This window comes from Luteibacter sp. 1214 (genome assembly GCF_031455395.1).
Lineage (GTDB): Bacteria > Pseudomonadota > Gammaproteobacteria > Xanthomonadales > Rhodanobacteraceae > Luteibacter > Luteibacter mycovicinus.
Genome location: NZ_JAVDSQ010000003.1, coordinates 75,118 through 100,803, shown reverse-complemented (window position 1 = coordinate 100,803; position 25,686 = coordinate 75,118). Strand labels below are relative to the sequence as shown.

Genomic DNA, 25,686 nt, shown 5'->3' with positions numbered 1-25,686 from the left:
TCGGTGGCGTCGGCTAAGCTAAGGGCGCATTGTGCGCTCACAAGGGCCGGGCTTATTGCATCGGCTATCGGACGAAATCGGAGAGTAGTGTGCTGAGCGGTCGGTCCAAGTTCAAGCGAGTGCGTCAATATGTGGTCGTCGGTGCCCTCGCGGCCCTGTCCGGTTGCGCCACGGCGCCGCGGACCGCGCCCCAGGCCGTACGCACGGGCGTTCAACCCCTCGACCGGCTTCAGGTGGCGATTCTGCCCCCCGAACGCGACCTTCAGGCACAACTGATGGCGGGCGATTTCGCCCTTGCCGCGAACGATCTCAAGGCGGCGTCGGACGCTTACGGTCGCGCGGCCCAGCTGGGCGACGACCCCCGTGTGGCCGCCCGGGCGACCGAACTGGCCCTGGCCGTGCATGACCAGGACGCCGCCGCGAAAGCGCTGGATCGCTGGGCCAGGCTCGGCGCGAAGCCGCTCGAGCTTGCCGAATCCCGCGCGCGGATGGCTCTGGATCGCGGCGATACCGCCGAGGCGCAGCGTCAGATGGAGATCATGGTCGGCACCGGCGACCCCGATGCCTGGCGTGAATTCGGCCGCACACTGGTCACCGCCCGGGATGCCGCCCAGGCCGGGCAGCTGCTCGAGCGCATCGCCACGCCGCAGCGGCTTCCCAACGACTCCGCCGCCTGGCTGGCCATGGCCGAGCTGGGCGAAAACCTGGGTCGGCATGACTACGCGAAAACGATCGGGGAGGGCGCGCAGGCCCGTTTCCACGACGCCACCACCTACGGCTGGGCGGCGCAGCAGAAATTCCGCGCGGGCGACAAGGAAGGCGCGAAGCGGCTGTTCGCCAAGGCGGTCGCCAGGGACCCGAAAAACACGCACCTCCGCCTGGCCTACGCCACGTTGCTGGCGCAGGGCAATGACGAGAAGTCCGCCGCCCGCGTGCTCGCCGGGGGAACCCAGGACGTCGACACCTACCTGATGCGGATGACGCTCGCCGCGCGTGCCAGCGACAAGGCGGCCGAGGGCAAGCTCTATGACGAGATCCGCCGGCAACCGGATGACGTACAGGCCGATAACGCCTTCACCCTCGGACAGCTGGCCGAACTGCTGGGCAAGCAGGAAGACGCCCTGGACTGGTATGCCGCGGTCGGCGACGACGATCCGCGCATCTTCGATGCGTCCGTCCGCAGCGCCGTCATCCTGCATTTGCAGGGCAAGGACGACGACGCGCACGAGATCGTGGCTGAGCTGCAGACCCAGTACGCCGATCGCCCCGATCAGCTGCGCAAGGCGTTAGCCCTCGACGGCGAGCTCTACATGGATGCGCGTCGGTTCGACGCGGCGGTCAACGCCTATGACAAGGCCTTGCAGGTCAAGGCCGATGACACCGACATGCTGTATTCGCGCGGGCTCGCCAACGCCGAGGCCGGCAAGGTCGATCAGGCCGTGGCCGACTTTCGCAAGGTCCTCGAGCTGAAGCCCGGCGACATCGAGGCGAGCAATGCGCTGGGTTACACCCTCGCCGACAACGACCGCGATCTGCCGGAAGCCCAGAATCTGATCCAGGCCGCCCGTGCCGCGCGACCCGACGATCCGTCCGTAGCCGACTCGTGGGGCTGGCTGAAATACCGGCAAGGGCAGCTGGACCAGGCCGAGACCACCCTGCGTGGCGCCTGGACACAGCACAAGGACGGCGACATCGGCGTGCACCTCGCCGAAGTCCTGTGGACACGGGGCGAGCACGATGAGGCACGTAAGGTGCTCAACGAAGTGCGCCGCCTCGACCCGAAAAACGCGGCGCTGCGGAAGACCGAACAGAAGCTGCGTCCGTAGGCCGCGTCCGCCCCGATCGCGCGCATGGCGCGCTCCTGCAGAAGATCCCGTATTCATGCGCCAGACCGCCAGAACGCTCCTTGCCGCACTGCCCCTTTTGCTCCTTACCGCCTGCGCGACCACTCGCGCTCCCGTGCGCAACGTGGGTGACGCCGCCACGCTGGGCATGCAGGAGCAGCGCGAACGCAGTCTCGCCGATACCGACCACTGGACCCTGCAGGGCAAGTTGTCGGTTTCCGACGGCAAGGACAGCAACTCCGGCAGCCTCACATGGCGTCAGGACGGTGAGCGCTACGAGTTCACGGTGCGTGGGCCGATCACCGGCCGCACGTTCCGCCTGACCGGTGGCCCCGATGGTGCCGATCTCGAAGGCCTCGACGGCGGTACCCGTCATGGCGCCGACGCCGAGTCGCTCATGGCGAGCACGGTAGGCTGGCAGATCCCTCTGGGCGAACTGAAGCGCTGGGCCCTGGGGCTGCGCGCCGATACGGGGCCAGCCGAGATGACGTTTGGCGCCGACCGCTTGCCGTCACGTCTCATCCAGGACGGGTGGACCGTCGACTACAAGACATGGGACGCCACGCGTCAGCCGGCCATGCCCGCCCGCGTCTTCGCCGAGAAGGCGCCGTACAAGGTGCGCCTGGCGATCGAAGACTGGTCCTTCGCGAAATAGGTGGCCGCTATACTCGGCGCCCCGTGCACATCCGGCTCCCGCGATGAACTTTGAGATCACCCGCGCCGTCGCGGATCACGCCGAGCGGCTGTGCGACATCGAGCGTGCCGCCGTGGCGTTGTTCCGTGGACATCCGGCGTGGCCGTCGTATTCGTCCATGGCCTTGCCGCGCGAGATCGTCCACGAACTGATCTCCCGGGGGCGTGTCTGGGTCGCCACGGTGGATGACGAGGTCGTCGGTTTCGTCTGCCTCGAGACCGATGGGCGCCCGGACGCGATCGGCATCGCTGAAATCGACGTGCTTCCCGCTTTCGGTGGCCAGGGCATCGGTGCGGCGCTGCTGGAGCATGCCTGTCGGTGGGCGCGCGAGGCCGGCTTCCGTCGCGTCGATCTGGGCACGCTGGCCGACGTGCCGTGGAATGCGCCTTTCTACGCGAAGCATGGCTTCGTGGTGGTCGACAAGCACGCGCCCGGCTTCGCCCGGGCACTCGAACGCGATCGCGAGAACGGTTTCCCCGATCACCTGCGCGTGTTCATGAGTCGCGACCTGGCCCCGCTGGCGCCGGGCGACTGGACGGTCTGGCCGGCCCCGGCCAAGCTCAATCTTTTTCTGCGGATCGTCGGCCGTCTCGACAACGGTTACCACGCCTTGCAGACGGTGTTCCGCCTGCTGGACTGGGGCGACGAGGTTCGCCTGCGCGTGCGCCACGATGGAAGGATCGCGCGTCCGACCCCGGTGGCGGGTGTCCCCGAGGACGCCGATCTGACGGTTCGCGCGGCGCGCCTCCTGGCCGCCGAGACCGGCACCGTCCTGGGCGCCGACATCGAGGTGTTCAAGCGGATACCCATGGGCGGCGGTCTCGGCGGGGGCAGTTCCGATGCCGCGACCGTCCTGGTGGGCCTGAACGCCTTGTGGAAAACGGGCCTGGATGAAGACGCCCTGGCGGCCCTGGCGGTCCGCCTCGGTGCCGACGTGCCGGTCTTCGTCAGGGGCCGTTCCGCCTGGGCCGAGGGCGTGGGCGAGCAGCTGACGCCTATCCGTCTGCCCCGCCGCTGGTACGTCGTCGTCGATCCCCGCGAGCATGTGCCCACCGCGGCACTTTTTGCCGCGCCCGAATTGACACGTCATGCCCCTCAGGCGACAATTTCGGCCTTTGTTTCCGGGGATTCCGCGGAGAACGCCTTCGAGCCTGTGGTTCGCGCGCGTCACCCGCGGGTGGCGGCGGCACTGGACTGGCTGGGCGGCTTCGGTCGCGCGCGGCTTTCCGGCAGCGGCGGTTGCATTTTTCTCGAAACAAGAACCCACGAGGCGGCGCTCGGCATCGCCTCACGCTGTCCCGCGGGCTTCGTCGCCCACGTGGCGGTGGGCGTCGATCCTTCCCCGCTGCTGGTGACGCGGGACCGGATCGACGCTGCTCAAGGACACATGTCGTAAGGACGGGAAGGGCCGCGGGCTGCGGCAAAGCCAAGGTGGGCCGGATGGCTCGCCGGAACGAATTGTTGGGGCGTCGCCAAGCTGGTTAAGGCACGGGATTTTGATTCCCGCATGCGCAGGTTCGAATCCTGCCGCCCCAGCCACCTCGCGGTGGCACATAGCCGATACCCACCCATCTCACGCCAGGAGTTCCTCCGTGGACACGTCCACCCCGATGTTGTTTACCGGCAATGCGCACCGTGCGCTCGCCGACGATGTCGCCGCGCGGCTCGGCATCCCGCTCGGCAAGGCCCTCATCGGCCGGTTCAGCGATGGCGAGGCGCAGATCGAGATCGAAGAAAACGTCCGTAAGCAGGAGGTCTTCGTCATTCAGCCGACGGGTGCCCCCAGCGCGGAGAATCTGTTCGACCTGCTGGTCATGATCGACGCGCTCAAGCGCGCATCGGCCGGCAGCGTCACCGCGGTCATGCCGTATTTCGGCTATGCCCGCCAGGATCGTCGCCCGCGCTCGTCGCGCGTGCCGATCACGGCCAAGCTGGCCGCCAAGATGATCGCGACCGCCGGCGCCGACCGCGTGCTGACGATCGACCTCCATGCCGACCAGATCCAGGGCTTCTTCGATATTCCGGTCGACAACGTGTACGCCTCGCCGGTACTGCTGGCGGACATCTGGCGCCATCACAGCATGGACGACCTGATCGTGGTCAGCCCCGACGTCGGTGGCGTGGTGCGCGCGCGTGCGCTCGCCAAGCGCCTGGACGACGCCGATCTCGCGATCATCGACAAGCGCCGGCCCAAGGCGAACGTGGCCACGGTCATGAACATCATCGGCGACGTCGAAGGCAAGACCTGCATTCTGGTCGACGACATCGTCGATACCGCCGGCACCCTGTGCGCCGCCGCGGCCGCGCTGAAGGAAAAGGGCGCCCGCAAGGTCGTCGCCTACTGCGTCCATCCGGTGCTGTCCGGCGCCGCGATCACCAACATCGAAGGCTCCTCGCTCGACCAGCTGGTGGTCACCAATACGCTGCCGTTGCGCGACAACGCCCGTAACTGTGCGAAAATCCGTCAGTTGTCGGTCGCGGAACTGCTTGCGGAGACCATCCGCCGGATCGCCTTCGGTGAATCGGTCAGTTCGCTCTATATCGACTAAGTATCTGATTTTTCGGGCTTCCCTGGTCGCGGGGAAGCCCTTTACCACCGCCGTGAGGCGGTTTACTTGAGGCAACACCATGGCTACCAATCATCAGCTCACCGCCACGAGCCGCAAGATCGAAGGGAAGGGTGCGAGCCGCCGCCTTCGTACCGCGGGTTACGTGCCGGCTATCGTCTACGGCGCCAACGAGGCTCCGCAGGCTATCCAGGTTCTCCACAACGACGTGCTGCTCGGCTCGCGCTTCGAGTCGTTTTACTCCTCGGTCATCGACCTCACGGTCGACGGCAAGAAGCAGAAGGTCCTGATCAAGGACTGGCAGAAGCACCCGTTCCGTCAGCTCATGCTGCACATGGACTTCCTGCGCGTTAACGAGAACGAGGCCGTCAAGGTCGCCGTGCCCATCCACTTCCTCAACCAGGAAAAGTCGCCGGCTGGCAAGACCTCGGGTCTGGTCATCTCGCACAACCTGACGGAAGTCGTGGTTTCGTGCCTGCCGAAGCACCTGCCGGAGTTCATCGAACTCGACCTGGCCACGCTCGACGCCGGCTCGATCATCCATCTGTCCGACCTCAAGCTGCCGGCCAACGTGGAAATCCCGGAACTGGCCCTGGGCAAGGAACACGACGTCGCCGTCGTGACCGTCGCCTCGATCCAGGAAGAGGTCGATCCGGAAGCGCCGGCCGCTGAAGGCGACGCTTCGACCGAAGACAAGAAGTAATCGGCGGCGGTCCGCGCGCTCCGGCGCCGCGGGCCGCACCCGCTTCGGTCTATGGCGACACTTCGTCTTATCGTCGGCCTCGGTAACCCCGGGGCCGAATACGTCAGGACCCGGCACAATGCCGGGTTCTGGTGTGTCGACGCCCTGGCCATGGACCAGGGGGAGCGTTGGACCTTCGACGGCAAGCTGCATGGCGAGACCTGCAAGCTGCGTATCGGTGGCGAGACCGTCTGGCTGCTCAAGCCCGCGACATTCATGAACAAGAGTGGCATCGCCGTCGCGTCGGCGCTGCGCTACTACAAGATCGCGCCGGAAGAGTGCCTCGTCGCCCACGACGAACTGGACCTCCCGCCTGGCACCGTCCGCATGAAGTTCGATGGTGGCCACGGCGGCCAGAACGGCTTGCGTGACATCGTGGCCCACCTCGGGCACGGCAAGTTTCACCGCCTGCGGGTCGGCATCGGCCACCCGGGGCACAAGGACAAGGTCACCCCGTGGGTGCTCGGTCGTCCCAACGCGGCCGACGAGGACGCCATCATGCACGGCATCGGGCGCGCGTTCGACGTGCTGCCGCTGGCGCTGGATGGCAAGTTCGAAGAGGCGATGAAGCGCCTGCACACGGTCGCCTGACCGCACCAATCACCTTTACCGGACCAAGATCGCCATGGGCATCAAATGCGGCATCGTCGGCCTGCCTAACGTCGGCAAGTCCACCCTTTTCAATGCGCTGACCAAGGCGGGCATCGCCGCCGCCAACTTCCCGTTCTGCACGATCGAGCCGAACACCGGCATCGTCCCCGTGCCCGACCTGCGCCTGACCGCGCTGGCCGGCATCGTGAAGCCGCAGCGCGTCATTCCCACCACCATGGAATTCGTCGACATCGCCGGTCTCGTGGCGGGCGCGTCGAAGGGCGAGGGTCTGGGCAACAAGTTCCTCGCGCACATCCGCGAGACCGACGCCATCGCGCACGTCGTACGCTGCTTTGAAGACGGCAACGTCATTCATGTGGCGAACAAGGTGGACCCGATCGCCGATATCGAGACCATCGATACCGAGCTGGCGCTGGCCGATCTCGAGGCCGTGCTGAAGGCGCTCGACCGCGCCACCCGTTCGGCCAAGGCCAACGACAAGGACGCGATCGCGAAGAAACCGGTGCTGGAGAAGCTCCGCGTCGCGCTCGATCAGGGCAAGTCGGCCCGTGCGGCTGGTCTCGATGCCGAGGAAAAAGCCCTCGTCCGCGACATGTTCCTGATCACGATGAAGCCGCTGATGTACATCGCCAACGTGGCGGAAGACGGCTTCGAGAACAATCCGCACCTCGACGCCGTGCGTGCGCGTGCCGTGGAAGAGGGTGCCGAGGTCGTGCCCATCTGCGCCGCCATCGAAGAAGAGCTCTCTCAGCTCGAAGACGCCGATCGCGACGAGTTCCTTAAGGATCTCGGCCTCGAAGAGCCGGGCCTCAACCGCGTCATCCGCGCAGGCTACACGCTGCTCGGCCTGCAGACGTATTTCACCGCCGGCGAAAAGGAAGTCCGTGCCTGGCAGGTCCGCGCCGGTTCCACCGCGCCGCAGGCGGCCGGCGTCATCCATACTGATTTCGAGCGTGGTTTCATTCGCGCCGAAACGGTGGGCTACGACGACTTCATCAAGTTCAACGGCGAGCAGGGTGCGAAGGAAGCCGGGCGTCTTCGTCTCGAGGGTAAGGAATACCTGGTGAAGGAAGGCGACATTCTGCACTTCCGCTTCAACGTCTGATTCCGGCTGTTCATCGGTGATAACGAGAGGCCTCGCTCACGCGAGGCCTTTTTTTCGCGCCGCGCAATTCAATCGCTTGCAATTCAATATCCACAACCCTACATTCAGGGCATGAGCAGGAAATCCCTTCCGGAAGGCGTCGAAGCCCCGCGTACCCTCGACGGGCAGCTGTGCTTTTCGCTGTATTCCGCGAACCTTGCGATGGGGAAGCTCTACCGCCAGCTACTGGCAAAGCTGGACCTTACCTACCCGCAATACCTCGTCATGCTCGTGCTGTGGGAGCGCGACGGCATCACCGTGTCGGAACTGGGCGACCGGCTGTTTCTCGACTCGGCCACGCTCACCCCGCTGCTGAAGCGCTTGCAGGCAGCGGGCCACGTGGTACGCACGCGCGGTACGCGCGATGAGCGGCAGGTCCTCGTCACGCTCACCGACGAAGGCAGGGCGTTGCGCGAGAAAACCGGGCATGTTCCCGTCGACGTGTTCTGCGCGACCGGTTGCGAGATCGATGAGCTCGTCGGTCTGAAGGCGCAGCTGGAAACGCTGCGCGCGAGCCTGATCGATACCGCGAAGAGCGGCTAACGGACCTCAGCCGGTGATCTGCCGCTGCATGTGATCCAGGTACTGATCCAGCTCGGCCACGCTGGCGAATACTTCCGCCACCGGCACCGCTTTCACGATCTCGAAAACCTTCTTCACCTGCGGCTGCGGGTTCAGCAGCAACGTGCGGCCGGCCCGATCCTGCATCTGTTTGCGTAGCTGCGCGAGGCTGCGCAGGCCGGCGCTGCTGATGTAATCGAGCGCGGACAGATCGATGATCAGCGTGCCCCCGTTGTCCACGAGCGGGGTGATATCGCGCAGTGCGTCGTCGAATTCGCCGAAGGTCGCCGCATCGAGGCGGCCTTCCAGCCACACGGTGCTGCGGTCGGTGGTCGGGGATTCACTGCGAACGATCAGGGTCATGGGGCAGGCTCGTCGGACAGGGATGGATCGAAGCGGATGACGACACGGTTGCCGTGTTCGTCGCGTGCATAGTGGAAATCGCTGGCGATGCTGCGTGCAAGATGCAAGCCGAGTCCGCCGATGTCGCGCAGGGCGATATCGCCAGGGAGTTCCGGCGGTTCCGGTTCCAGCGGATCGAAGGGCATGGCATCGTCGCGCAGCTCGAGTCGGACCATGTCGTTGCCGATGTCCAGCTGAATCTCGATGCTGCCGTCGCGCCCGTCGGGATAGCCATGACGGACCGTATTCACCAGCAGCTCTTCGAGCACGAGGCGGACGTCCGTGCGACAGGCGGGATCGACGTCGCCGCGTTCGAGCGCGCTCCCGGCGCGGTCGAGGGCGAGAAACACGTCCTCGAGACGATTAGGAATGCGCAACCGCATCGAGGCGGACTCCTTTCACCCCGGCGTCGTGCCAGGTCAGCGCGAGCAGTGCGATGTCGTCGTAAGCGGGGTCGCCCTCGACATAAGCGTCGACGTCGTTCAGAACGCCGGTGACGAGCGCCTCCGGTGTCGCGCCTTCGCCGATGCGCGAGACGCTGTCGAGCAAGGCATCCGCGCCATAAAGGCGCTGATTGCCTGCGTGCGCTTCGCTGACGCCATCGGTGTACATGATTACGGTGTCGCCCCCCAGCAGTGTCATCACCCGCACAGGGTAGCGCGCTTCGCGATCGAGGCCGAGGGCGGGGCCGGTTTCGACGTCGACGAGGATGGCGCTTCCGCCGGCGTGCAGTACGGGCTGTTCGTGCCCGGCGCTGGCCATGCTGAGCATCCCGGTTTCGGTCTCCACGACACCGCATAGCAGGGTGACGAACATGCAGGTGTCGTTGCCCTTGCACAGCTCACGGTTGAGCGCGGCGAGGATGTCGCTCGGCGACCGTGCGTGCGTGGCGATGGTGCGCGCGAGAGTGATCGTCCGCGCCATGAACAGGGCGGCCGGCACGCCCTTGTCGGAGACGTCGCCGACCATGACGCAGACGTGCTTCGCGCCGAGCGCGAAATACGTGTACAGATCGCCGCCCACCGCACTGGCCGGGCGCAGCGCGGCAAACAGCTCGATACGACCGTCCGCGGCGAGCCAGCGCGGTTCCGGGATGAGGGCAAGCTGGATCTGGCGGGCGATCTCCAGCTCGCTGGCGATACGCTCCTGCTCACGGGCGGTGCGCTTCGCGGTATCGATATGGCCCGCGAGCTGGTGCCGCATATGGTCGAAGGCCCGGGTGAGGCGACCTACCTCGTCGTTCCGCCGGACGTCGGGCAGGGCGAAATCCAGGTCGCCTCGCGCCACGTTTTCCGCGCGCTCGGCCAGGACGCCCAGCGGGGCCATGAGGCGGCGTGTCACGATCAGTGCGATGAGCGACACCCCGGCGAGCGCCAGCAATCCCAGCAGTATGTCCACCATGTAGGTGCGCCGGAGGTCGGCCAGCACGGCGCGCTCAGGCATGCTCAGTCCGAAGATCCAGCCGGTCCCACGAATCGGTACGTAGTAGACCCAGACGGGCTCGCTCACGCGCGCGCCCATCTCGGGCGTCAGGCGTACCGGGTTCTTTCCCGTCGCCATGGCCTCCCTCAGAGGGCGGCTGGCCCGGCTGCCGATGTACGACGTCCAGTCGTGCGCGAGGAAGATGCCGTCGCTGTCGGCCACGAACGCGGAAGCGTGTTCAGGCTTGCCAAGCTGGCTGAGGAGTCGCTGGAGCCAGTCGAGGCTGATGGTCGCGTCGGCCACGCCGATGACCGGGATGCGGCTCGTGCCCGGTATCGCGACCGAATAGCCCACCAGGGTCTCGGGACGACCGGCCATCCGGAATGGCGCTTGCCAACAGCCGCTGTCGCAGTTCAGGCCTTGCACGAACCAGTCGGAACTCCAGTACGGCTCCGGATCCGTTCTACGGCTGCTGGCGATGAGCGAGCCACCGGGACCGCGACGTACTACCGGGGCGTCCTGATCGCGTACCGCCGAGCTGTCCCGCGGTACGAAGGCGGCGCTGATGTCGACGATCTCCGGGTTCGCGGCGAGCGTGTCGCGAATGAGGGCGGGGGCCTGGTCCCGACGGTCGTGAAGGAGGGCGGCGAGGGTGCGTCCGATGGTGGCGACCCCGTCGATGCGTCCCTGGATGCGGACGGCGGCGGACTGGACGACGGCGGCCGCTTCGCGCTGGGTCTGGGCCAGCGTCTGCTCACGGGTGTGGGATAGCAGCAGTCCGCCGGTCACGATCATGATGATCGCCGACCCCAAAAGCATTGCCAGGGCGAGTCGCGAGGCGACGCTGCGAAGGACCATGGGGCGCTCCCGGGGACGATGGCTTCGAATCTATGCCGCACGGGGCGGTCCGACAAGCCGCCCAGCAGCCATAATGTGACTTTCCCCAGCAAGGTAGCGGCATGTCCGGCACCCAGCGAGAAGTCGAATTCCGTTTCCTCGCCCAACCGACCGATGTGAACTTCGGCGGCAAGGTCCACGGCGGCATGGTCATGAAGTGGCTCGATCAGGCAGGGTACGCCTGTGCGGTGGGCTGGAGTGGCGCCTATTGCGTGACCGTTTCGGTCAGTGGCATCCAGTTCCTTGCACCGATTCTCATCGGCGACCTCGTGACCGTCCGTGCCCGTCTGATCCATACCGGCACATCGAGCATGCACCTCGCGGTGGACGTTCTCGCACGGGACCTCCGTAGCGGCGAACAGCGTCTGGCCACCAGTTGCGTGATGGTCTTCGTGGCCATGGACAAGGCGGACGGCGGTAAGCCGACCCCGGTTCCGCCCTGGAAGCCGGTGGAAGAGAGGGATCTGCGCCTGCAGGAGTACGCCCTCAAGCTGATGGAAATGTCGCGTGCGATGGAGCCACTGGTGCTCGCCACGCGGGAGGCCTGACAAAACGCTTCCCAAGGGCGACCCGCCTCGTTACACTGCGCGGCTCGCTCACCGACAACCCGTATCGGTGGGCTGTCCGGGCGTCGGTAAACGGTCAAGGCATGTGTATTTTACGTGCGGAAGTTATTGACAGTTTCCGGGGCGCTCGCGACAATAGGCGTTCTATGTTGGAGGAATACCCAAGCGGCCAACGGGGGCAGACTGTAAATCTGCTGGCTTACGCCTTCGGTGGTTCGAATCCACCTTCCTCCACCAAACGAGTTCCGCGCAGTGCGGGAGTAGTTCAATGGTAGAACTTCAGCCTTCCAAGCTGATTGTGCGGGTTCGATTCCCGTCTCCCGCTCCATTGATCTTACGCGCGCTGCGTTTCGTGCTCATGTAGCTCAGTCGGTAGAGCACTTCCTTGGTAAGGAAGAGGTCGCTGGTTCGATTCCAGTCATGAGCACCATCTTCGTCGCCCGCGGCGGTTCCTTTTTTACTATCTCATTGGCTCCAGCGGAGTTTAGCGCTCATGGCAAAGGGTAAGTTCGAACGTAAGAAGCCGCACGTCAACGTCGGCACCATCGGTCACGTCGATCACGGCAAGACCACGCTCACGGCTGCCCTGACCAAGATCGGCGCCGAGCGTTTCGGTGGCGAGTTCAAGGACTACGGTTCGATCGATGCGGCGCCGGAAGAGAAGGCACGCGGCATCACGATCTCGACCGCGCACGTGGAATACGAGTCGCCGAACCGTCACTACGGTCACGTCGACTGCCCGGGCCACGCTGACTATGTGAAGAACATGATCACGGGTGCGGCGCAGATGGACGGCGCGATCCTGGTGTGCTCGGCCGCTGACGGTCCGATGCCGCAGACCCGCGAGCACATCCTGCTCTCGCGTCAGGTCGGCGTGCCGTACATCGTCGTGTTCCTGAACAAGGCCGACATGGTCGACGACGCCGAGCTGCTCGAGCTGGTCGAGATGGAAGTCCGCGAGCTGCTGTCGAAGTACGAGTTCCCGGGCGACGACACCCCGATCGTTCACGGTTCGGCCCGCCTCGCGCTGGACGGCGACCAGTCGGAAATCGGCGTGCCGTCGATCATCAAGCTGGTCGATGCGCTGGACAGCTGGATTCCGGAGCCGGAGCGCGTGATCGACAAGCCGTTCCTGCTGCCGGTCGAAGACGTGTTCTCGATCTCGGGTCGCGGCACGGTGCTGACCGGTCGCGTCGAGCGCGGCATCGTGAAGGTGGGTGACCCGGCCGAAGTGGTCGGTCTGAAGGACACCCAGCAGACGACGGTCACGGGCGTGGAAATGTTCCGCAAGCTGCTGGACCAGGGTCAGGCCGGTGACAACGTCGGCGTGCTGGTTCGCGGCCTGAAGCGTGAAGACGTCGAGCGCGGCCAGGTGCTGGCTGCTCCGAAGTCGGTCACGCCGCACACCGAGTTCGAGGGTGAGGTGTACATCCTGTCGAAGGACGAGGGTGGCCGTCACACGCCTTTCTTCAGCAACTATCGTCCGCAGTTCTACTTCCGTACCACGGACGTGACCGGTTCGATCAAGCTGCCGGAAGGTGTCGAGATGGTGATGCCGGGCGACAACGTGAAGATCTCGGTGACCCTGGGCTTCCCGATCGCCATGGACGAAGGTCTGCGCTTCGCGATCCGCGAAGGCGGTCGTACCGTCGGCGCCGGCGTCGTCGCCAAGATCAACAAGTAAGATAAGTGATGCCGGCCCCTCGGGGTCGGCACCCGGTCGCGGGGCGGGTCGGTCTTTGACTGCCCGCCCCGCGGTTCAACGGTTTCATTTGTACGCCAGTAGCTCAATTGGCAGAGCAGCGGTCTCCAAAACCGCAGGTTGGGGGTTCGAGTCCCTCCTGGCGTGCCACTTTTCGAGGAACGACGGCGGTTGACGCCGGGCGCAAGCAGGCGGTTTCGCTCGCTACGTCCGTCAGGCACCAGGCCAAGCGCGCATGAACACCAAGGCAGAACAAGCCAAGAGTATGGGCCCGGCCGATTTCGGCAAGCTGGCGCTCGCGCTGGTGGTGCTCGTCGCCGGCATCGTCGGTTTCTACTATTTCAGCGATAACCCGAGCGTGCCGTCCTTCGCGCGCGTCGTCGGCGTTATCGCCGCGGTCGTCGCCGCCATGGCGATTGGTGCCTTTACGGTGCCCGGCCGCAAGCTGCGTGGTTTCATCTCCGAATCGCAGTTCGAGTTGCGCAAGGTCGTCTGGCCGTCGCGTGACGAAACGTTGAAGACCACCGGCATCATCATCGTGGTCGTCATCATTCTCTCGCTGCTGATGGGGCTGATCGACTGGTTGCTTAAAACCATCGTGCTCGATTGGCTGCTTAAGCTCGGACATTGAGGTAAGGCATGAGCAAGCGCTGGTACGTGGTTCACGCCTATTCGGGTTTCGAACAGCAGGTTCGCAAGGCCCTGACCGAGCGCGTCGTGCGCGAAGGTATGGAAGAGAAGTTCGGTGAGATCCTGGTCCCGACCGAGGAAGTCATCGAGATGCGCGGCGGCCAGAAGCGTCGCAGCGAGCGCAAGTTCTTCCCGGGTTATGTTCTGGTCCAGATCGAAACCGATACGAGCGGCAAGGTGCCGCGCATCGACGACGAATGCTGGCATCTGGTCAAGGAAACCCCGAAGGTCATGGGTTTCATCGGCGGCACCGCCGATCGTCCGCACCCGATCCGCGATACCGAGGCTGACGCTATCCTCAGCCGCGTGCGCGAGGGTGTCGAAAAGCCCCGTCCGAAGGTTCTCTTCGAGCCGGGCGAGATGGTTCGCGTCACGGAAGGTCCGTTCAACGACTTCAATGGCGTCGTCGAAGAAGTCAACTATGAAAAGAGCCGCCTGCGCGTCGCGGTGCTCATTTTCGGTCGTTCTACCCCGGTCGAGCTCGAGTTCGGCCAGGTGGAGAAGGCCTAAGGGCCTCCTGGCGGGATCGCTCCCGCCCATTCGGCATCGGGTTGCTTAGCCCGGGTCGGACGCCTATAATGCCCGGTCCACGCTGGAGCCTTGCGCTTCGGCGTGTCCGCGTTTCAGGGGTTCGCAGGTGCGGATCCCCTCACCACCACGGAAGGTCAACAGCGAGGAGCCGCAAGGCGTCAGCACTCGCGAGGAAAGTTAAATGGCAAAGAAAGTCATTGGTTACATCAAGTTGCAGGTCAAGGCCGGTCAGGCTAACCCGTCGCCGCCGGTCGGCCCGGCCCTCGGTCAGCGCGGCCTGAACATCATGGAGTTCTGCAAGGCGTTCAATGCCGCCACGCAGAAGCTCGAGCCGGGTCTCCCGATCCCGGTCGTGATCACGGCCTACTCGGACCGTACCTTCACCTTCATCACGAAGACCCCGCCGGCCTCGATCCTTCTCAAGAAGATCACGGGCGTGGCCAAGGGCTCGCAGAAGCCGAACACCGACAAGGTCGGTAAGGTCACCCGCGCCCAGCTCGAGGAAATCGCGAAGCAGAAGGAGCCGGATCTCACGGCTGCTGATCTCGAAGCCGCCGTGCGTACGATCGCCGGCAGCGCGCGTTCCATGGGTCTGGTGGTGGAGGGTTAAGTCATGGCAAAGCTCACTAAGCGTATGAAGGCCGCATCGGCCGCTGTCCAGCCCGGCAAGACCTATGGTCTCGACGAAGCGCTGAAGATCGTCAAGGACAACGCCAAGGCCAAGTTCGGCGAGTCGGTCGACGTCTCGGTCCGTCTCGGCATCGACGCGAAGAAGTCCGACCAGGGCGTTCGCGGTTCCTCGCTGCTGCCGCACGGCACCGGCAAGACCGTTCGCGTGGCCGTGTTCGTGCCGCCGGGTGAGAAGGCTGACGCCGCTCTCGCCGCCGGCGCCGACGCTGTCGGTATGGACGACCTCGCCGAGAAGATGGCCGCTGGCGATCTGAACTACGGCCGCGTCATTGCTACGCCGGACGCGATGCGCGTTGTCGGTAAGCTCGGTCAGGTCCTCGGTCCCCGTGGCCTGATGCCGAACCCGAAGGACGGCTCGGTCACCGCCGACGTCGCCACGGCCGTCAAGAACGCCAAGGCCGGCCAGGTCAAGTTCCGTAACGACAAGGGTGGCATCATCCACGCCACCATCGGCAAGGCGAGCTTCGAAGCCGCCCAGCTGGCCGACAACCTGAATGCCCTGATCGCCGACCTGCTGAAGGCCAAGCCTTCCGCAGCCAAGGGTCAGTACATCCAGAAGGTCGCTCTGTCGAGCACCATGGGCGTGGGCGTGCCGGTCGATACCTCGACCGTGAACACCTCGGCCAAGTAATCCGTTTTACGGCCCCCGCCGGTTCGCCGGCGGGGGAACGTTTTTGAGGGCGCCGGGGACGCAAGTCCACGGTAGCCGTCAAAGACCGTAGGCGCGTTCAGCGCGCGACGGCGACGAGCAGGGAGCTCGTGTTGGCATGGAAACGCCGTCGTCGTTAGCGGGTTCGCTTAATCGGATACCTCGCGGTGTCCGGCCTGCGTAGATGGTGTAGCCCCTTCCGTATTCGTTTCGAATGGGGAAAGGCCACCACCCGGGACACGCCGTGTCCCCGACGTCAGGACGATGTCGCCCAGGACCGCAAACGGCAGGAGTCGTGAGCGGAGTTCAATTGGAGGAGTGCAATGGCTCTCAATCTGTCCCAGAAGCAAGAAGTAGTCGCAGAGCTGGCAGAAATCGCCGCTAAGGCTCACTCCTTGGTCGCTGTCGAGTACGCAGGCACCACGGTCTCTCAGATGACCGCGATGCGTAAGAAGGCACGCGAGTCGGGCGTTTTCTTGAAAGTTGTCAAGAACACGCTTGCCGCCCGCGCTGTCGCGGGAACCGAGTTCGAGGTCGTCCAGGACGCTCTCGTCGGTCCGCTGCTTTATGCGTTCTCGCTCGAAGAACCCGGCGCTGCCGGGCGCGTGATCAAGGAATTCGCAAAGTCTAACGACAAGCTCATCCCGAAGGTCGTTTCGGTGGAAGGCAAGCTGCTTCCCCCGGCGCACGTCGACGTTCTCGCGTCGCTGCCGACCCGCCAGGAAGCGCTTGCCATGCTGGCCCGCGTCCTGTCCGAACCGGCTGCGATGTTCGCACGCGCCGTCAAGGCAGTGGCCGATCAGCAGGGTGGTGGCGAAGTCGCCGCCGACGCCCCGACCGAAGCCGAACCCGCCTAAGTTCGCCGACTTTTCTCATCGAAACCATTTAAAGGTAAGAAACAATGTCCACCCTGACCACCGAACAGATCGTCGAAGCCATCAAGGCCAAGTCCCTGATGGAAATCATGGAACTGGTTAAGTCGATCGAAGACACCTTTGGCGTCTCGGCTGCCGCTCCGGTTGCCGCCGCTGGCCCGGCCGCTGCCGGCCCGGCCGCTGAAGAGCAGACCGAATTCGACGTGATCCTCAAGTCCGCCGGCGACAAGAAGGTCGACGTCATCAAGGCTGTCCGCGCCATCACCGGCCTCGGCCTGAAGGAAGCGAAGGACCTGACCGAAGCCGGTGGCGTCGTGAAGGAAGCCGCTTCGAAGGACGACGCTGCCAAGTTCAAGAAGGATCTGGAAGCTGCCGGCGCCACGGTCGAACTCAAGTAATCGGCGCCTTGCGCGCCAGTAGTTCGACATAGCGTCAAGTGAGCCTGGGGGCGTAAGCCCCCGGGCTTTGGCCGTTCAGCGGCCTGTTCGAAGCGTCACGCGTCATGTTCCACGCTGTCCCTGTCGGAAATGGGACATCGGGAGTCGAGGGCAGCGATGCCCTGCGGTACGAATCTCGATCTCCGATTTTCGATCCATCCGATTTTTGATTGACCCATTACTGAGTCGAGGCGGTACCTACCATGACCTACTCGTTTACCGAGAAGAAGCGCATCCGTAAGGACTTCGGCAAGCGCCCGCCCGTGCTGGGCGTGCCCAACCTGCTGACCATCCAGACTGACTCGTACAAGGAATTCCTGCAGGAGCAGCTGAGCTCCAAGCAGCGCGAAGAGAAGGGCCTCCACGCCGCCCTGAAGTCGGTGTTCCCGATTTCCAGCTATTCCGGCAATGCCGCGCTCGAGTACGTCGACTACAGGCTCGGCGAACCCGCGTTTGATGAACGTGAATGCCGCAACCGTGGCATGACGTTCGGTGCGCCGCTGCGCACGACGGTCCGCCTGGTGATCTACGACAAGGACAGCCCGGCTTCCAAGAAAGCCGTGAAGTACGTCAAGGAGCAGGAGGTCTACATGGGCGAGATCCCGCTCATGACCGACACCGGCACCTTCATCATCAACGGTACCGAGCGCGTCATCGTCTCGCAGCTGCATCGTTCGCCGGGCGTGTTCTTCGATCACGACCGCGGCAAGACGCACAGCTCGGGCAAGCTGCTGTTCTCGGCTCGCGTCATTCCTTACCGTGGCTCGTGGCTCGACTTCGAGTTCGACCCGAAGGACGCGCTGTTCACCCGTATCGATCGTCGCCGCAAGCTGCCGGTGACGGTGCTCCTGCGCGCGCTCGGTTACGGCAACGAAGAGATGCTCGACATCTTCTTCGAGCACAACGTGTTCCACCTGGGCAAGAAGGGCGGCGTCACGCTCGATCTCGTCGCCGAGCGCCTGCGCGGTGAGACCCTCTCGTTCGACCTGCTGGTCGACGGTAAGGTGCTGGTCGAGGCCGGCAAGCGCATCACCGCGCGCCACGTCCGTCAGTTGGCCAGCGAGAAGATCACCACGCTCGAAGTGCCGGACGACTATCCGGTCGGCCGTATCGTCGCGATCGACATGATCGACAAGGACACCGGCGAGATCATCGCCGCGGCCAACGACGAACTCACCCTCGAGCACCTCGAGAAGTTCCGCAAGGGCGGTATCGAAACCGTGCCGACGCTGTACGTCAACGATCTCGATCGTGGTGCGTACATCTCGAACACGCTGCGCATCGACAACACGCGCACGCAGCTCGAGGCCCTGGTCGAAATCTACCGGATGATGCGTCCGGGCGAGCCGCCGACCAAGGATGCCGCGCAGAACCTGTTCTTCAATCTGTTCTTCACCTTCGACCGTTACGACCTTTCGGGCGTCGGCCGCATGAAGTTCAATCGCCGTGTCGGCCGCAAGGACGTCATCGGTCCGGGCGTGCTCTACGATCACAAGTACTTCTCCGAGCGCAAGGAAGAAGAGTCGCAGCGTCTGGTCGCCGAGCAGGGCGAGACCTCCGACATCCTCGACGTCCTGCGCGTCCTGATCGACATTCGCAACGGCACCGGCACGGTCGACGATATCGACCATCTCGGTAACCGTCGCGTGCGTTCGGTCGGCGAAATGGCGGAAAACACCTTCCGCATCGGTCTCGTCCGTGTCGAGCGCGCGGTTCGCGAGCGTCTGTCGCTGGCTGAATCCGAAGGCCTGACCCCGCAGGAACTGATCAACGCCAAGCCGGTCGCGGCGGCGGTGAAGGAGTTCTTCGGTTCGTCGCAGCTGTCGCAGTTCATGGATCAGAACAACCCGCTGTCCGAAGTGACCCACAAGCGCCGCGTGTCGGCGCTCGGACCAGGCGGCCTGACCCGTGAGCGCGCCGGCTTCGAAGTCCGCGACGTTCACCCGACCCATTACGGCCGTGTCTGCACCATCGAAACGCCGGAAGGTCCGAACATCGGCCTGATCAACTCGCTGGCCGTGTATGCCCGCACCAACGCTTACGGCTTCCTCGAGACGCCGTACCGCAAGGTCGAGAACGGCAAGGTCACCGACAAGGTCGATTACCTCTCCGCGATCGAAGAGGGCGACCACGTTATCGCGCAGGCGAACTCGCCGCTGTCGAAGGAAGGCAAGTTCCTCGAAGACTTCGTCTCCTGCCGCTTCCGCGGTGAGTCGGAGCTGCGTCCGTCGGCCGAGATCAACTACATGGACGTTTCGCCCATGCAGACGGTGTCGGTCGCGGCGGCACTCGTGCCGTTCCTCGAGCACGATGACGCGAACCGCGCTCTGATGGGCGCGAACATGCAGCGCCAGGCCGTTCCGACCCTGCGCAGCCAGAAGCCGCTCGTCGGCACGGGTATCGAGCGCGCCGTGGCGCGTGACTCGGGCGTTACCGTGTCCGCCAAGCGCGGCGGTGTCATCGACCAGGTCGATGCCGCCCGTATCGTCGTGCGCGTCAACGAAGCGGAAGTGGACGAGAACGACGCCGGCGTCGATATCTATACGCTGACCAAGTACACCCGCTCCAACCAGAACACCAACCTCAATCAGCGTCCGCTGGTGAACGTCGGTGACATCGTGGCGGTGGGCGACACCCTGGCGGACGGTTCCTCGACCGACCTCGGTGAGCTCGCGCTCGGCCAGAACATGCTCGTCGCGTTCATGCCGTGGAACGGCTACAACTTCGAAGACTCGATCCTCATCTCCGAGCGCGTGGTCCAGGAAGATCGTTACACCTCGATCCACATCGAGGAAATGACCTGCATCGCCCGTGACACCAAGCTGGGTGCCGAGGAAATCACCGCCGACATCCCGAACGTGGGTGAGCAGGCGCTGGCTCGTCTGGACGAATCCGGCATCGTGTACATCGGTGCGGAAGTGAAGGCGGGCGACATCCTCGTCGGCAAGGTCACGCCCAAGGGCGAGAGCCAGCTGACGCCGGAAGAGAAGCTCCTCCGCGCCATCTTCGGCGAGAAGGCGTCGGACGTTAAGGACAGCTCGCTGCGCGTGCCCCCGGGCATGGACGGCAATGTCATCGACGTGCAGGTCTTCACCCGCGACGGTATCGAGAAGGACAAGCGCGCCAAGCAGATCGAAGAGACCGAACTGAAGCGAATCCGCAAGGATCTGGACGATCAGTTCCGCATCCTCGAAGGCGCCATCTACGCACGTATGCGTGCGCAGCTCGTCGGCAAGTCCGCGATGAGCGGTCCGGGCGGTCTCAAGCGCGGCACCGTCATCGACGACGCCTACCTCGATACGCTGAAGAAAGACGACTGGTTCAAGATCAACGTCAAGGAAGAGGAAGTCTCGGAGTTCCTCGAGCGCGCGGCCGACCAGGTCAAGCGTCACCGCGAGGCCTTCGACAAGCGCTTCAAGGAGAAGCAGGGCAAGATCACCCAGGGCGACGACCTCGCTCCGGGCGTGCTCAAGATGGTCAAGGTGTACCTCGCCGTTAAGCGCCGCATCCAGCCGGGCGACAAGATGGCAGGCCGCCACGGCAACAAGGGTGTCGTGTCGATGATCGTTCCGGTCGAAGACATGCCGTTCTCCGCCGACGGCCGTCCGGTCGACATCTGCCTGAACCCGCTGGGCGTGCCTTCGCGTATGAACATCGGTCAGATTCTCGAGGTCCATCTGGGCTGGGCCGCCAAGGGCCTGGGCCACAAGATCTCGGCCATGATCGAAGCCAACGAGAAGCCGGCGAAGCTGCGCGAGTTCCTCGACGAGGTCTACAACCACGGCAATGCCGGTGCGGAAGGTGCGGTGCGCCACGTCGACCTCAAGTCGATGACGGACGCCGAGATCATCCAGCTCGCCGACAACCTGCGCGACGGCGTCCCGATGGCCACCCCGGTCTTCGACGGCGCGGAAGAAACCGAGATCAAGCACATGCTGAAGCTCGCCGGCCTGCCGGAATCCGGTCAGACGGTGCTCTTCGACGGTCGTACCGGCGAGGCATTCGATCGCCCGGTCACCGTGGGCTATATGCACATGCTGAAGCTGAACCACCTCGTCGACGACAAGATGCACGCGCGTTCGACGGGCCCGTACTCGCTCGTTACCCAGCAGCCGCTGGGCGGCAAGGCGCAGTTCGGTGGCCAGCGCTTCGGCGAAATGGAAGTCTGGGCGCTCGAGGCCTACGGCGCCGCGTACACCCTGCAGGAAATGCTGACCGTGAAGTCGGATGACGTGCAGGGCCGCAACCAGATGTACAAGAACATTGTCGACGGCAACCACGAGATGTCCGCGGGTATGCCGGAATCCTTCAACGTGCTCGTGAAGGAAATCCGTTCGCTCGCTATCGATATCGAGCTGGAAGAGATCAAGTGATCGTCGCGGCTACCGGAGATTACGCATGAAAGACCTGCTCAATCTGTTCAACCAGCAGCGACAGACGCTGGACTTCGACGCGATCAAGATCGCTCTGGCTTCGCCGGAGCTGATCCGTTCGTGGTCGTACGGCGAAGTGAAGAAGCCGGAAACCATCAACTACCGCACGTTCAAGCCTGAGCGTGACGGTCTGTTCTGCGCCGCCATCTTCGGTCCGATCAAGGACTACGAGTGCCTGTGCGGCAAGTACAAGCGCATGAAGCACCGCGGCGTGGTCTGCGAAAAGTGCGGTACCGAGGTCACCCTGGCCAAGGTCCGTCGCGAGCGCATGGGCCACATCGAGCTGGCCAGCCCGACCGCGCACATCTGGTTCCTGAAGTCGCTGCCGTCGCGCATCGGCCTCATGCTGGACATGACGCTGCGTGACATCGAGCGCATCCTGTACTTCGAAGCCTTCGTGGTTATCGATCCAGGCCTGACCGCGCTCGAGCGCGGCCAGCTGCTCAGCGAAGACCAGTACCTGGAAGCGACCGAAGAGCACGGCGACGAGTTCGATGCCCGCATGGGTGCCGAGGCCGTCTACGAGCTGCTCAAGAGCCTCGACCTGCCGGGCGAAGTCATTCGCCTCAAGGAAGAGATCTCTTCGACCAATTCCGAGACCAAGCTCAAGCGCCTCACCAAGCGCGTGAAGCTGATCGAGGCGTTCCTCGAGTCGGGCAACAAGCCGGAATGGATGGTCATGACCGTCCTGCCGGTGCTGCCGCCCGATCTGCGTCCGCTCGTCCCGCTGGACGGCGGTCGTTTCGCCACCTCCGATCTGAACGACCTCTACCGTCGTGTGATCAACCGCAACAACCGCCTCAAGCGTCTGCTCGAACTCGCCGCGCCGGACATCATCGTCCGCAACGAGAAGCGCATGCTGCAGGAGTCGGTCGATGCGCTGCTCGATAACGGCCGTCGCGGTCGTGCCATTACCGGCACGAACAAGCGCGCGCTGAAGTCGCTCGCCGACATGATCAAGGGCAAGCAGGGTCGCTTCCGTCAGAACCTGCTCGGCAAGCGCGTCGACTACTCGGGCCGTTCGGTCATCGTGGTCGGCCCGACGCTGCGTCTGCATCAGTGCGGTCTGCCGAAGAAGATGGCGCTCGAGCTGTTCAAGCCCTTCATCTTCGCCAAGCTGCAGGCTCGTGGCGAAGCCACGACGATCAAGGCCGCGAAGAAGCTCGTCGAGCGCGAAGAGGCACAGGTCTGGGACATCCTGGAAGACGTGATCCGCGAACATCCGGTCATGCTCAACCGCGCCCCGACCCTGCATCGTCTGGGCATCCAGGCGTTCGAGCCGGTCCTCATCGAAGGCAAGGCGATCCAGCTGCATCCGCTCGTCTGCACGGCGTTCAACGCCGACTTCGACGGTGACCAGATGGCCGTCCACGTGCCGCTGTCGATCGAGGCACAGCTCGAAGCGCGCGCCCTGATGATGTCGTCGAACAACATCCTGTCGCCCGCCAACGGCGAGCCGATCATCGTGCCGTCGCAGGACGTCGTGCTCGGTCTGTACTACATGACGCGCGAGCTGATCAACGCGAAGGGCGCCGGCATGGTGTTCGCGAACGTCGGCGAAGTGCGTCGTGCGTACGACAACCGCGCCGTCGAGCTGCACGCCAAGGTCAAGGTCCGCGTTCACATCACCGAGCAGGACTCGGAGGGTGCGACGTCGTCGCGTACCGCCATCGTCGACACGACGGTGGGCCGTGCGCTGCTCATGGAGATCATCCCGGACGGCCTCCCGTTCGCGCTGGTCAACACCGAGCTGACCAAGAAGAACATCTCGCGCCTGATCAACCAGAGCTACCGTCTGCTCGGTCTGAAGGAATCGGTCGTGTTCGCCGACAAGCTGATGTACACCGGCTTCCGTTTCGCGACGCGTGCCGGTATCTCCATCGGTATCGACGACATGAAGATCCCGGCTGAGAAGAAGGGCATCCTCGAGGAAGCCGAGAAGGAAGTCGTCGAGATCCAGGAGCAGTACCAGTCGGGTCTCGTGACCGCCGGCGAGCGTTACAACAAGGTCGTCGACATCTGGTCCCGCACCAACGAACTCGTCGCCAAGGCGATGATCGACGGTATCGGTACCGAGAAGGTCCAGGACCCGGAAGGCAAGACGGTCAACCAGAAGTCGATGAACTCGCTGTACATCATGGCGGACTCCGGTGCGCGTGGTAGTGCGGCGCAGATTCGTCAGCTGGCGGGTATGCGTGGCCTGATGGCCCGTCCGGATGGCTCGATCATCGAGACGCCCATCAAGGCGAACTTCCGCGAAGGCCTGAACGTCCTGCAGTACTTCAACTCGACCCACGGTGCTCGTAAGGGCCTCGCGGATACCGCGCTGAAGACCGCCAACTCCGGTTACCTGACCCGTCGTCTCGTCGACGTGGCGCAGGACGTCGTCATCACCGAGCACGATTGCGGCACGGAAGACGGCGTCATGATGTCCCCGATCGTCGAAGGCGGTGACGTGGTCGAGCCGTTGCGCGAGCGCGTGCTGGGTCGCGTGGTGGTCGAGGACGTCTACGCCCCCGGCGACGACGACCAGGCCATCGTGACCCGCGACACGCTGCTCGACGAGTACCTGGTCGACAAGCTCGACAAGGCCTCGGTGCAGCTGATCAAGGTCCGTTCGCCGATCACCTGCCGTGCGAGCCACGGTGTCTGCGCACTCTGCTACGGCCGCGATCTGGCCCGTGGTCACCTGGTCAACATGGGTGAGGCCGTGGGTGTTGTCGCCGCTCAGTCGATCGGTGAACCGGGTACCCAGCTGACGATGCGTACGTTCCACATCGGTGGTGCGGCGTCTCGTGCGGCAGCGGTCGATAACGTCACGGTTCGTACCACCGGCGCGCTGAAGTTCAACAACCTGAAGTCGGTCGAGCACAATCAGGGTCACCTGGTCGCCGTCTCGCGTTCGGGCGAAGTGAGCGTCATCGATGCCAACGGCCGCGAGCGTGAGCGCTACAAGGTGCCTTACGGTGCGACGATTTCGGTGAAGGACGGCGACCCGGTCAAGTCCGGTCAGACCGTCGCCAACTGGGATCCGCACACCCACCCGATCGTTACGGAAGTGGCGGGCGTGGTGCGCTTCATCGACTTCATCGACGGCATCACCGTGCAGTCGCAGACCGATGAACTCACCGGCCTCGAGTCGGCGGTGGTCACCGATCCGAAGCGTCGCGGTACGCAGGCCAAGGATCTGCGCCCGATCGTTCGCCTGGAAGACAGCAAGGGCCGCGAGCTCAAGCTGCCGGGTACGGACATCGCGGCTCAGTACTTCCTGCCGGCCGGCGCGATCGTGTCGATCCAGAACGGTACCGAAGTGGGCGTGGGCGACGTTGTCGCTCGTATCCCGCAGGAGACCTCGAAGACCCGCGACATCACCGGTGGTCTGCCGCGCGTCGCCGATCTGTTCGAAGCCCGTAAGCCGAAGGAACCGGCGATCCTCGCGGAGCGCTCGGGTATCGTCAGCTTCGGCAAGGACACCAAGGGCAAGCAGCGCCTGATCATCAAGGACGTGGACGGCAACGAGCACGAAGAGCTGATTCCGAAGTGGCGTCAGGTCATCGTCTTCGAAGGCGAGCATGTGGAGAAGGGCGAAACCGTCGTCGACGGCGAGCCGAATCCGCACGACATCCTGCGCCTGCTGGGTGTGGAGCCGCTGGCTTCGTACCTGGTCAAGGAAATTCAGGACGTCTATCGCCTGCAGGGCGTGAAAATCAACGACAAGCACATCGAAGCGATCATTCGCCAGATGCTGCGTAAGGTCGAGATCACCGAGGCGGGTGACAGCACCTACCTGCGCGGTGAGCAGGTGGAGCGCGTCCGGATCAATGAAGAGAATGACCGCGCGGAGGCTCGTGGTGAGCGTCGCGCCGGCTTCGAATCGGTCCTGCTGGGCATCACCAAGGCATCGCTGGCCACCGAGTCGTTCATCTCGGCGGCATCGTTCCAGGAGACCACCCGCGTCCTCACCGAGGCAGCGGTTCGCGGTACCCGGGATACGTTGCGGGGCCTGAAGGAAAATGTTATTGTTGGGCGGCTAATCCCTGCAGGTACGGGTCTGGCATACCACGCTTCGCGTCGTAGCCAGGGCGGTCTGACGGCTTCGGAGCTCGAAACCCTCTCGGGTTCGGCATCGACCGTCACGTTCGCTGAATCCGCTGCCGGGTCCAACGATAGCGCTGAGTAAGGCCCGTATCGCGGGTTTTGCTTGTACATACGAAATGAGGCGCAGGGA

General features: G+C 64.3%; 21 protein-coding genes and 5 tRNA genes. 23 read left to right on the top strand and 3 right to left on the bottom strand.

Annotation, left to right across the window (positions count from 1 at the left end):
* The first annotated feature begins 119 nt into the window (after window positions 1–119).
* The 9 genes from J2X57_RS08845 (at window position 120) to J2X57_RS08805 (ending at window position 8,146) form a co-directional block, all read left to right on the top strand.
* Window positions 120–1,826, top strand: a complete 1,707-nt coding sequence (locus tag J2X57_RS08845) for a tetratricopeptide repeat protein (RefSeq protein WP_309865984.1) — start codon at window positions 120–122, stop codon at window positions 1,824–1,826.
* A 55-nt stretch (window positions 1,827–1,881) separates the two neighbouring features.
* Entirely contained in the window at window positions 1,882–2,499 is a 618-nt protein-coding gene (gene lolB / locus J2X57_RS08840) for a lipoprotein insertase outer membrane protein LolB (RefSeq protein WP_036115548.1), read from the top strand.
* 43 nt (window positions 2,500–2,542) lie between these two features.
* Window positions 2,543–3,934: a 4-(cytidine 5'-diphospho)-2-C-methyl-D-erythritol kinase gene (gene ispE, locus J2X57_RS08835; protein WP_043692600.1), complete on the top strand. Its 1,392-nt coding sequence runs from the start codon at window positions 2,543–2,545 to the stop codon at window positions 3,932–3,934.
* Window positions 3,935–4,000: 66 nt separating this feature from the next.
* Window positions 4,001–4,077 (top strand) — tRNA-Gln (locus J2X57_RS08830).
* Window positions 4,078–4,148: 71 nt separating this feature from the next.
* Entirely contained in the window at window positions 4,149–5,087 is a 939-nt protein-coding gene (locus tag J2X57_RS08825) for a ribose-phosphate diphosphokinase (RefSeq protein WP_036118253.1), read from the top strand.
* A 79-nt stretch (window positions 5,088–5,166) separates the two neighbouring features.
* Window positions 5,167–5,808 carry a 50S ribosomal protein L25/general stress protein Ctc gene (locus J2X57_RS08820; RefSeq protein WP_036115544.1) on the top strand — a complete coding sequence of 214 codons (642 nt, stop codon included), beginning with the start codon at window positions 5,167–5,169 and terminating at the stop codon, window positions 5,806–5,808.
* 51 nt (window positions 5,809–5,859) lie between these two features.
* Window positions 5,860–6,438 (top strand): aminoacyl-tRNA hydrolase, encoded by a 579-nt coding sequence (gene pth / locus J2X57_RS08815; protein ID WP_036115540.1) that lies wholly within the window; start codon window positions 5,860–5,862, stop codon window positions 6,436–6,438.
* Between the two features lie 34 nt (window positions 6,439–6,472).
* Window positions 6,473–7,564 (top strand): redox-regulated ATPase YchF, encoded by a 1,092-nt coding sequence (ychF, locus tag J2X57_RS08810; RefSeq protein ID WP_036115538.1) that lies wholly within the window; start codon window positions 6,473–6,475, stop codon window positions 7,562–7,564.
* Window positions 7,565–7,675: 111 nt separating this feature from the next.
* Window positions 7,676–8,146 (top strand): MarR family transcriptional regulator, encoded by a 471-nt coding sequence (locus J2X57_RS08805; RefSeq protein WP_036115536.1) that lies wholly within the window; start codon window positions 7,676–7,678, stop codon window positions 8,144–8,146.
* 6 nt (window positions 8,147–8,152) lie between these two features.
* Here J2X57_RS08805 and J2X57_RS08800 read toward each other — a convergent pair whose 3' ends face one another.
* The 3 genes from J2X57_RS08800 to J2X57_RS08790 are packed head-to-tail and all read right to left on the bottom strand — an operon-like array spanning window position 8,153 to window position 10,846.
* Window positions 8,153–8,527 (bottom strand): STAS domain-containing protein, encoded by a 375-nt coding sequence (locus tag J2X57_RS08800; protein WP_036115534.1) that lies wholly within the window; start codon window positions 8,525–8,527, stop codon window positions 8,153–8,155.
* A complete protein-coding gene (locus J2X57_RS08795) occupies window positions 8,524–8,949 on the bottom strand; it encodes an ATP-binding protein (RefSeq protein WP_052191137.1) in 426 nt (141 codons plus the stop codon). The genes J2X57_RS08800 and J2X57_RS08795 overlap by 4 nt, the downstream gene beginning before the upstream one ends.
* Window positions 8,930–10,846, bottom strand: a complete 1,917-nt coding sequence (locus J2X57_RS08790; protein ID WP_309865974.1) for a SpoIIE family protein phosphatase — start codon at window positions 10,844–10,846, stop codon at window positions 8,930–8,932. Before J2X57_RS08790 ends, J2X57_RS08795 begins: the two co-directional genes overlap by 20 nt.
* A gap of 101 nt (window positions 10,847–10,947) precedes the next feature.
* Here J2X57_RS08790 and J2X57_RS08785 point away from each other — a divergent pair, with 101 nt between their 5' ends.
* The 14 genes from J2X57_RS08785 to rpoC all read left to right on the top strand — a co-directional run bounded on the left by J2X57_RS08785 (window position 10,948) and on the right by rpoC (window position 25,638).
* On the top strand, window positions 10,948–11,433 hold the full coding sequence (locus J2X57_RS08785; RefSeq protein WP_036115531.1) for an acyl-CoA thioesterase: 486 nt from the start codon (window positions 10,948–10,950) through the stop codon (window positions 11,431–11,433).
* Between the two features lie 169 nt (window positions 11,434–11,602).
* A tRNA-Tyr gene (locus tag J2X57_RS08780) sits at window positions 11,603–11,688 on the top strand.
* A gap of 17 nt (window positions 11,689–11,705) precedes the next feature.
* A tRNA-Gly gene (locus tag J2X57_RS08775) sits at window positions 11,706–11,779 on the top strand.
* Window positions 11,780–11,805: 26 nt separating this feature from the next.
* Window positions 11,806–11,881, top strand: a tRNA-Thr gene (locus tag J2X57_RS08770).
* 63 nt (window positions 11,882–11,944) lie between these two features.
* Entirely contained in the window at window positions 11,945–13,135 is a 1,191-nt protein-coding gene (gene tuf, locus J2X57_RS08765) for an elongation factor Tu (protein WP_036115500.1), read from the top strand.
* A 92-nt stretch (window positions 13,136–13,227) separates the two neighbouring features.
* Window positions 13,228–13,303 (top strand) — tRNA-Trp (locus tag J2X57_RS08760).
* An 85-nt stretch (window positions 13,304–13,388) separates the two neighbouring features.
* Window positions 13,389–13,784 (top strand): preprotein translocase subunit SecE, encoded by a 396-nt coding sequence (gene secE, locus J2X57_RS08755; RefSeq protein ID WP_051943919.1) that lies wholly within the window; start codon window positions 13,389–13,391, stop codon window positions 13,782–13,784.
* 8 nt (window positions 13,785–13,792) lie between these two features.
* Entirely contained in the window at window positions 13,793–14,353 is a 561-nt protein-coding gene (gene nusG, locus J2X57_RS08750; protein WP_036115527.1) for a transcription termination/antitermination protein NusG, read from the top strand.
* 202 nt (window positions 14,354–14,555) lie between these two features.
* On the top strand, window positions 14,556–14,984 hold the full coding sequence (gene rplK / locus J2X57_RS08745) for a 50S ribosomal protein L11 (RefSeq protein ID WP_036115523.1): 429 nt from the start codon (window positions 14,556–14,558) through the stop codon (window positions 14,982–14,984).
* 3 nt (window positions 14,985–14,987) lie between these two features.
* Window positions 14,988–15,695 carry a 50S ribosomal protein L1 gene (gene rplA, locus J2X57_RS08740; protein ID WP_036115519.1) on the top strand — a complete coding sequence of 236 codons (708 nt, stop codon included), beginning with the start codon at window positions 14,988–14,990 and terminating at the stop codon, window positions 15,693–15,695.
* Window positions 15,696–16,036: 341 nt separating this feature from the next.
* Window positions 16,037–16,570: a 50S ribosomal protein L10 gene (rplJ, locus tag J2X57_RS08735; RefSeq protein WP_036115517.1), complete on the top strand. Its 534-nt coding sequence runs from the start codon at window positions 16,037–16,039 to the stop codon at window positions 16,568–16,570.
* Between the two features lie 44 nt (window positions 16,571–16,614).
* Entirely contained in the window at window positions 16,615–16,986 is a 372-nt protein-coding gene (gene rplL / locus J2X57_RS08730) for a 50S ribosomal protein L7/L12 (RefSeq protein ID WP_036115514.1), read from the top strand.
* 242 nt (window positions 16,987–17,228) lie between these two features.
* A complete protein-coding gene (gene rpoB / locus J2X57_RS08725; protein WP_036115511.1) occupies window positions 17,229–21,398 on the top strand; it encodes a DNA-directed RNA polymerase subunit beta in 4,170 nt (1,389 codons plus the stop codon).
* A gap of 25 nt (window positions 21,399–21,423) precedes the next feature.
* A complete protein-coding gene (rpoC, locus tag J2X57_RS08720; protein ID WP_043692604.1) occupies window positions 21,424–25,638 on the top strand; it encodes a DNA-directed RNA polymerase subunit beta' in 4,215 nt (1,404 codons plus the stop codon).
* The last annotated feature ends 48 nt before the right edge of the window (window positions 25,639–25,686 follow it).

What these genes read in the sequence shown, in the direction of transcription:
- lolB (WP_036115548.1), top strand. Translation starts at nt 1,882, where the DNA reads ATGCGCCAGACCGCCAGAACGCTCCTTGCCGCACTGCCCCTTTTGCTC.
- ispE (WP_043692600.1), top strand. Translation starts at nt 2,543, where the DNA reads ATGAACTTTGAGATCACCCGCGCCGTCGCGGATCACGCCGAGCGGCTG.
- J2X57_RS08825 (WP_036118253.1), top strand. Translation starts at nt 4,149, where the DNA reads ATGTTGTTTACCGGCAATGCGCACCGTGCGCTCGCCGACGATGTCGCC.
- J2X57_RS08820 (WP_036115544.1), top strand. Translation starts at nt 5,167, where the DNA reads ATGGCTACCAATCATCAGCTCACCGCCACGAGCCGCAAGATCGAAGGG.
- pth (WP_036115540.1), top strand. Translation starts at nt 5,860, where the DNA reads ATGGCGACACTTCGTCTTATCGTCGGCCTCGGTAACCCCGGGGCCGAA.
- ychF (WP_036115538.1), top strand. Translation starts at nt 6,473, where the DNA reads ATGGGCATCAAATGCGGCATCGTCGGCCTGCCTAACGTCGGCAAGTCC.
- J2X57_RS08805 (WP_036115536.1), top strand. Translation starts at nt 7,676, where the DNA reads ATGAGCAGGAAATCCCTTCCGGAAGGCGTCGAAGCCCCGCGTACCCTC.
- J2X57_RS08800 (WP_036115534.1), bottom strand. Translation starts at nt 8,527, where the DNA reads ATGACCCTGATCGTTCGCAGTGAATCCCCGACCACCGACCGCAGCACC.
- J2X57_RS08795 (WP_052191137.1), bottom strand. Translation starts at nt 8,949, where the DNA reads ATGCGGTTGCGCATTCCTAATCGTCTCGAGGACGTGTTTCTCGCCCTC.
- J2X57_RS08790 (WP_309865974.1), bottom strand. Translation starts at nt 10,846, where the DNA reads ATGGTCCTTCGCAGCGTCGCCTCGCGACTCGCCCTGGCAATGCTTTTG.
- J2X57_RS08785 (WP_036115531.1), top strand. Translation starts at nt 10,948, where the DNA reads ATGTCCGGCACCCAGCGAGAAGTCGAATTCCGTTTCCTCGCCCAACCG.
- tuf (WP_036115500.1), top strand. Translation starts at nt 11,945, where the DNA reads ATGGCAAAGGGTAAGTTCGAACGTAAGAAGCCGCACGTCAACGTCGGC.
- secE (WP_051943919.1), top strand. Translation starts at nt 13,389, where the DNA reads ATGAACACCAAGGCAGAACAAGCCAAGAGTATGGGCCCGGCCGATTTC.
- nusG (WP_036115527.1), top strand. Translation starts at nt 13,793, where the DNA reads ATGAGCAAGCGCTGGTACGTGGTTCACGCCTATTCGGGTTTCGAACAG.
- rplK (WP_036115523.1), top strand. Translation starts at nt 14,556, where the DNA reads ATGGCAAAGAAAGTCATTGGTTACATCAAGTTGCAGGTCAAGGCCGGT.
- rplA (WP_036115519.1), top strand. Translation starts at nt 14,988, where the DNA reads ATGGCAAAGCTCACTAAGCGTATGAAGGCCGCATCGGCCGCTGTCCAG.
- rplJ (WP_036115517.1), top strand. Translation starts at nt 16,037, where the DNA reads ATGGCTCTCAATCTGTCCCAGAAGCAAGAAGTAGTCGCAGAGCTGGCA.
- rplL (WP_036115514.1), top strand. Translation starts at nt 16,615, where the DNA reads ATGTCCACCCTGACCACCGAACAGATCGTCGAAGCCATCAAGGCCAAG.
- rpoB (WP_036115511.1), top strand. Translation starts at nt 17,229, where the DNA reads ATGACCTACTCGTTTACCGAGAAGAAGCGCATCCGTAAGGACTTCGGC.
- rpoC (WP_043692604.1), top strand. Translation starts at nt 21,424, where the DNA reads ATGAAAGACCTGCTCAATCTGTTCAACCAGCAGCGACAGACGCTGGAC.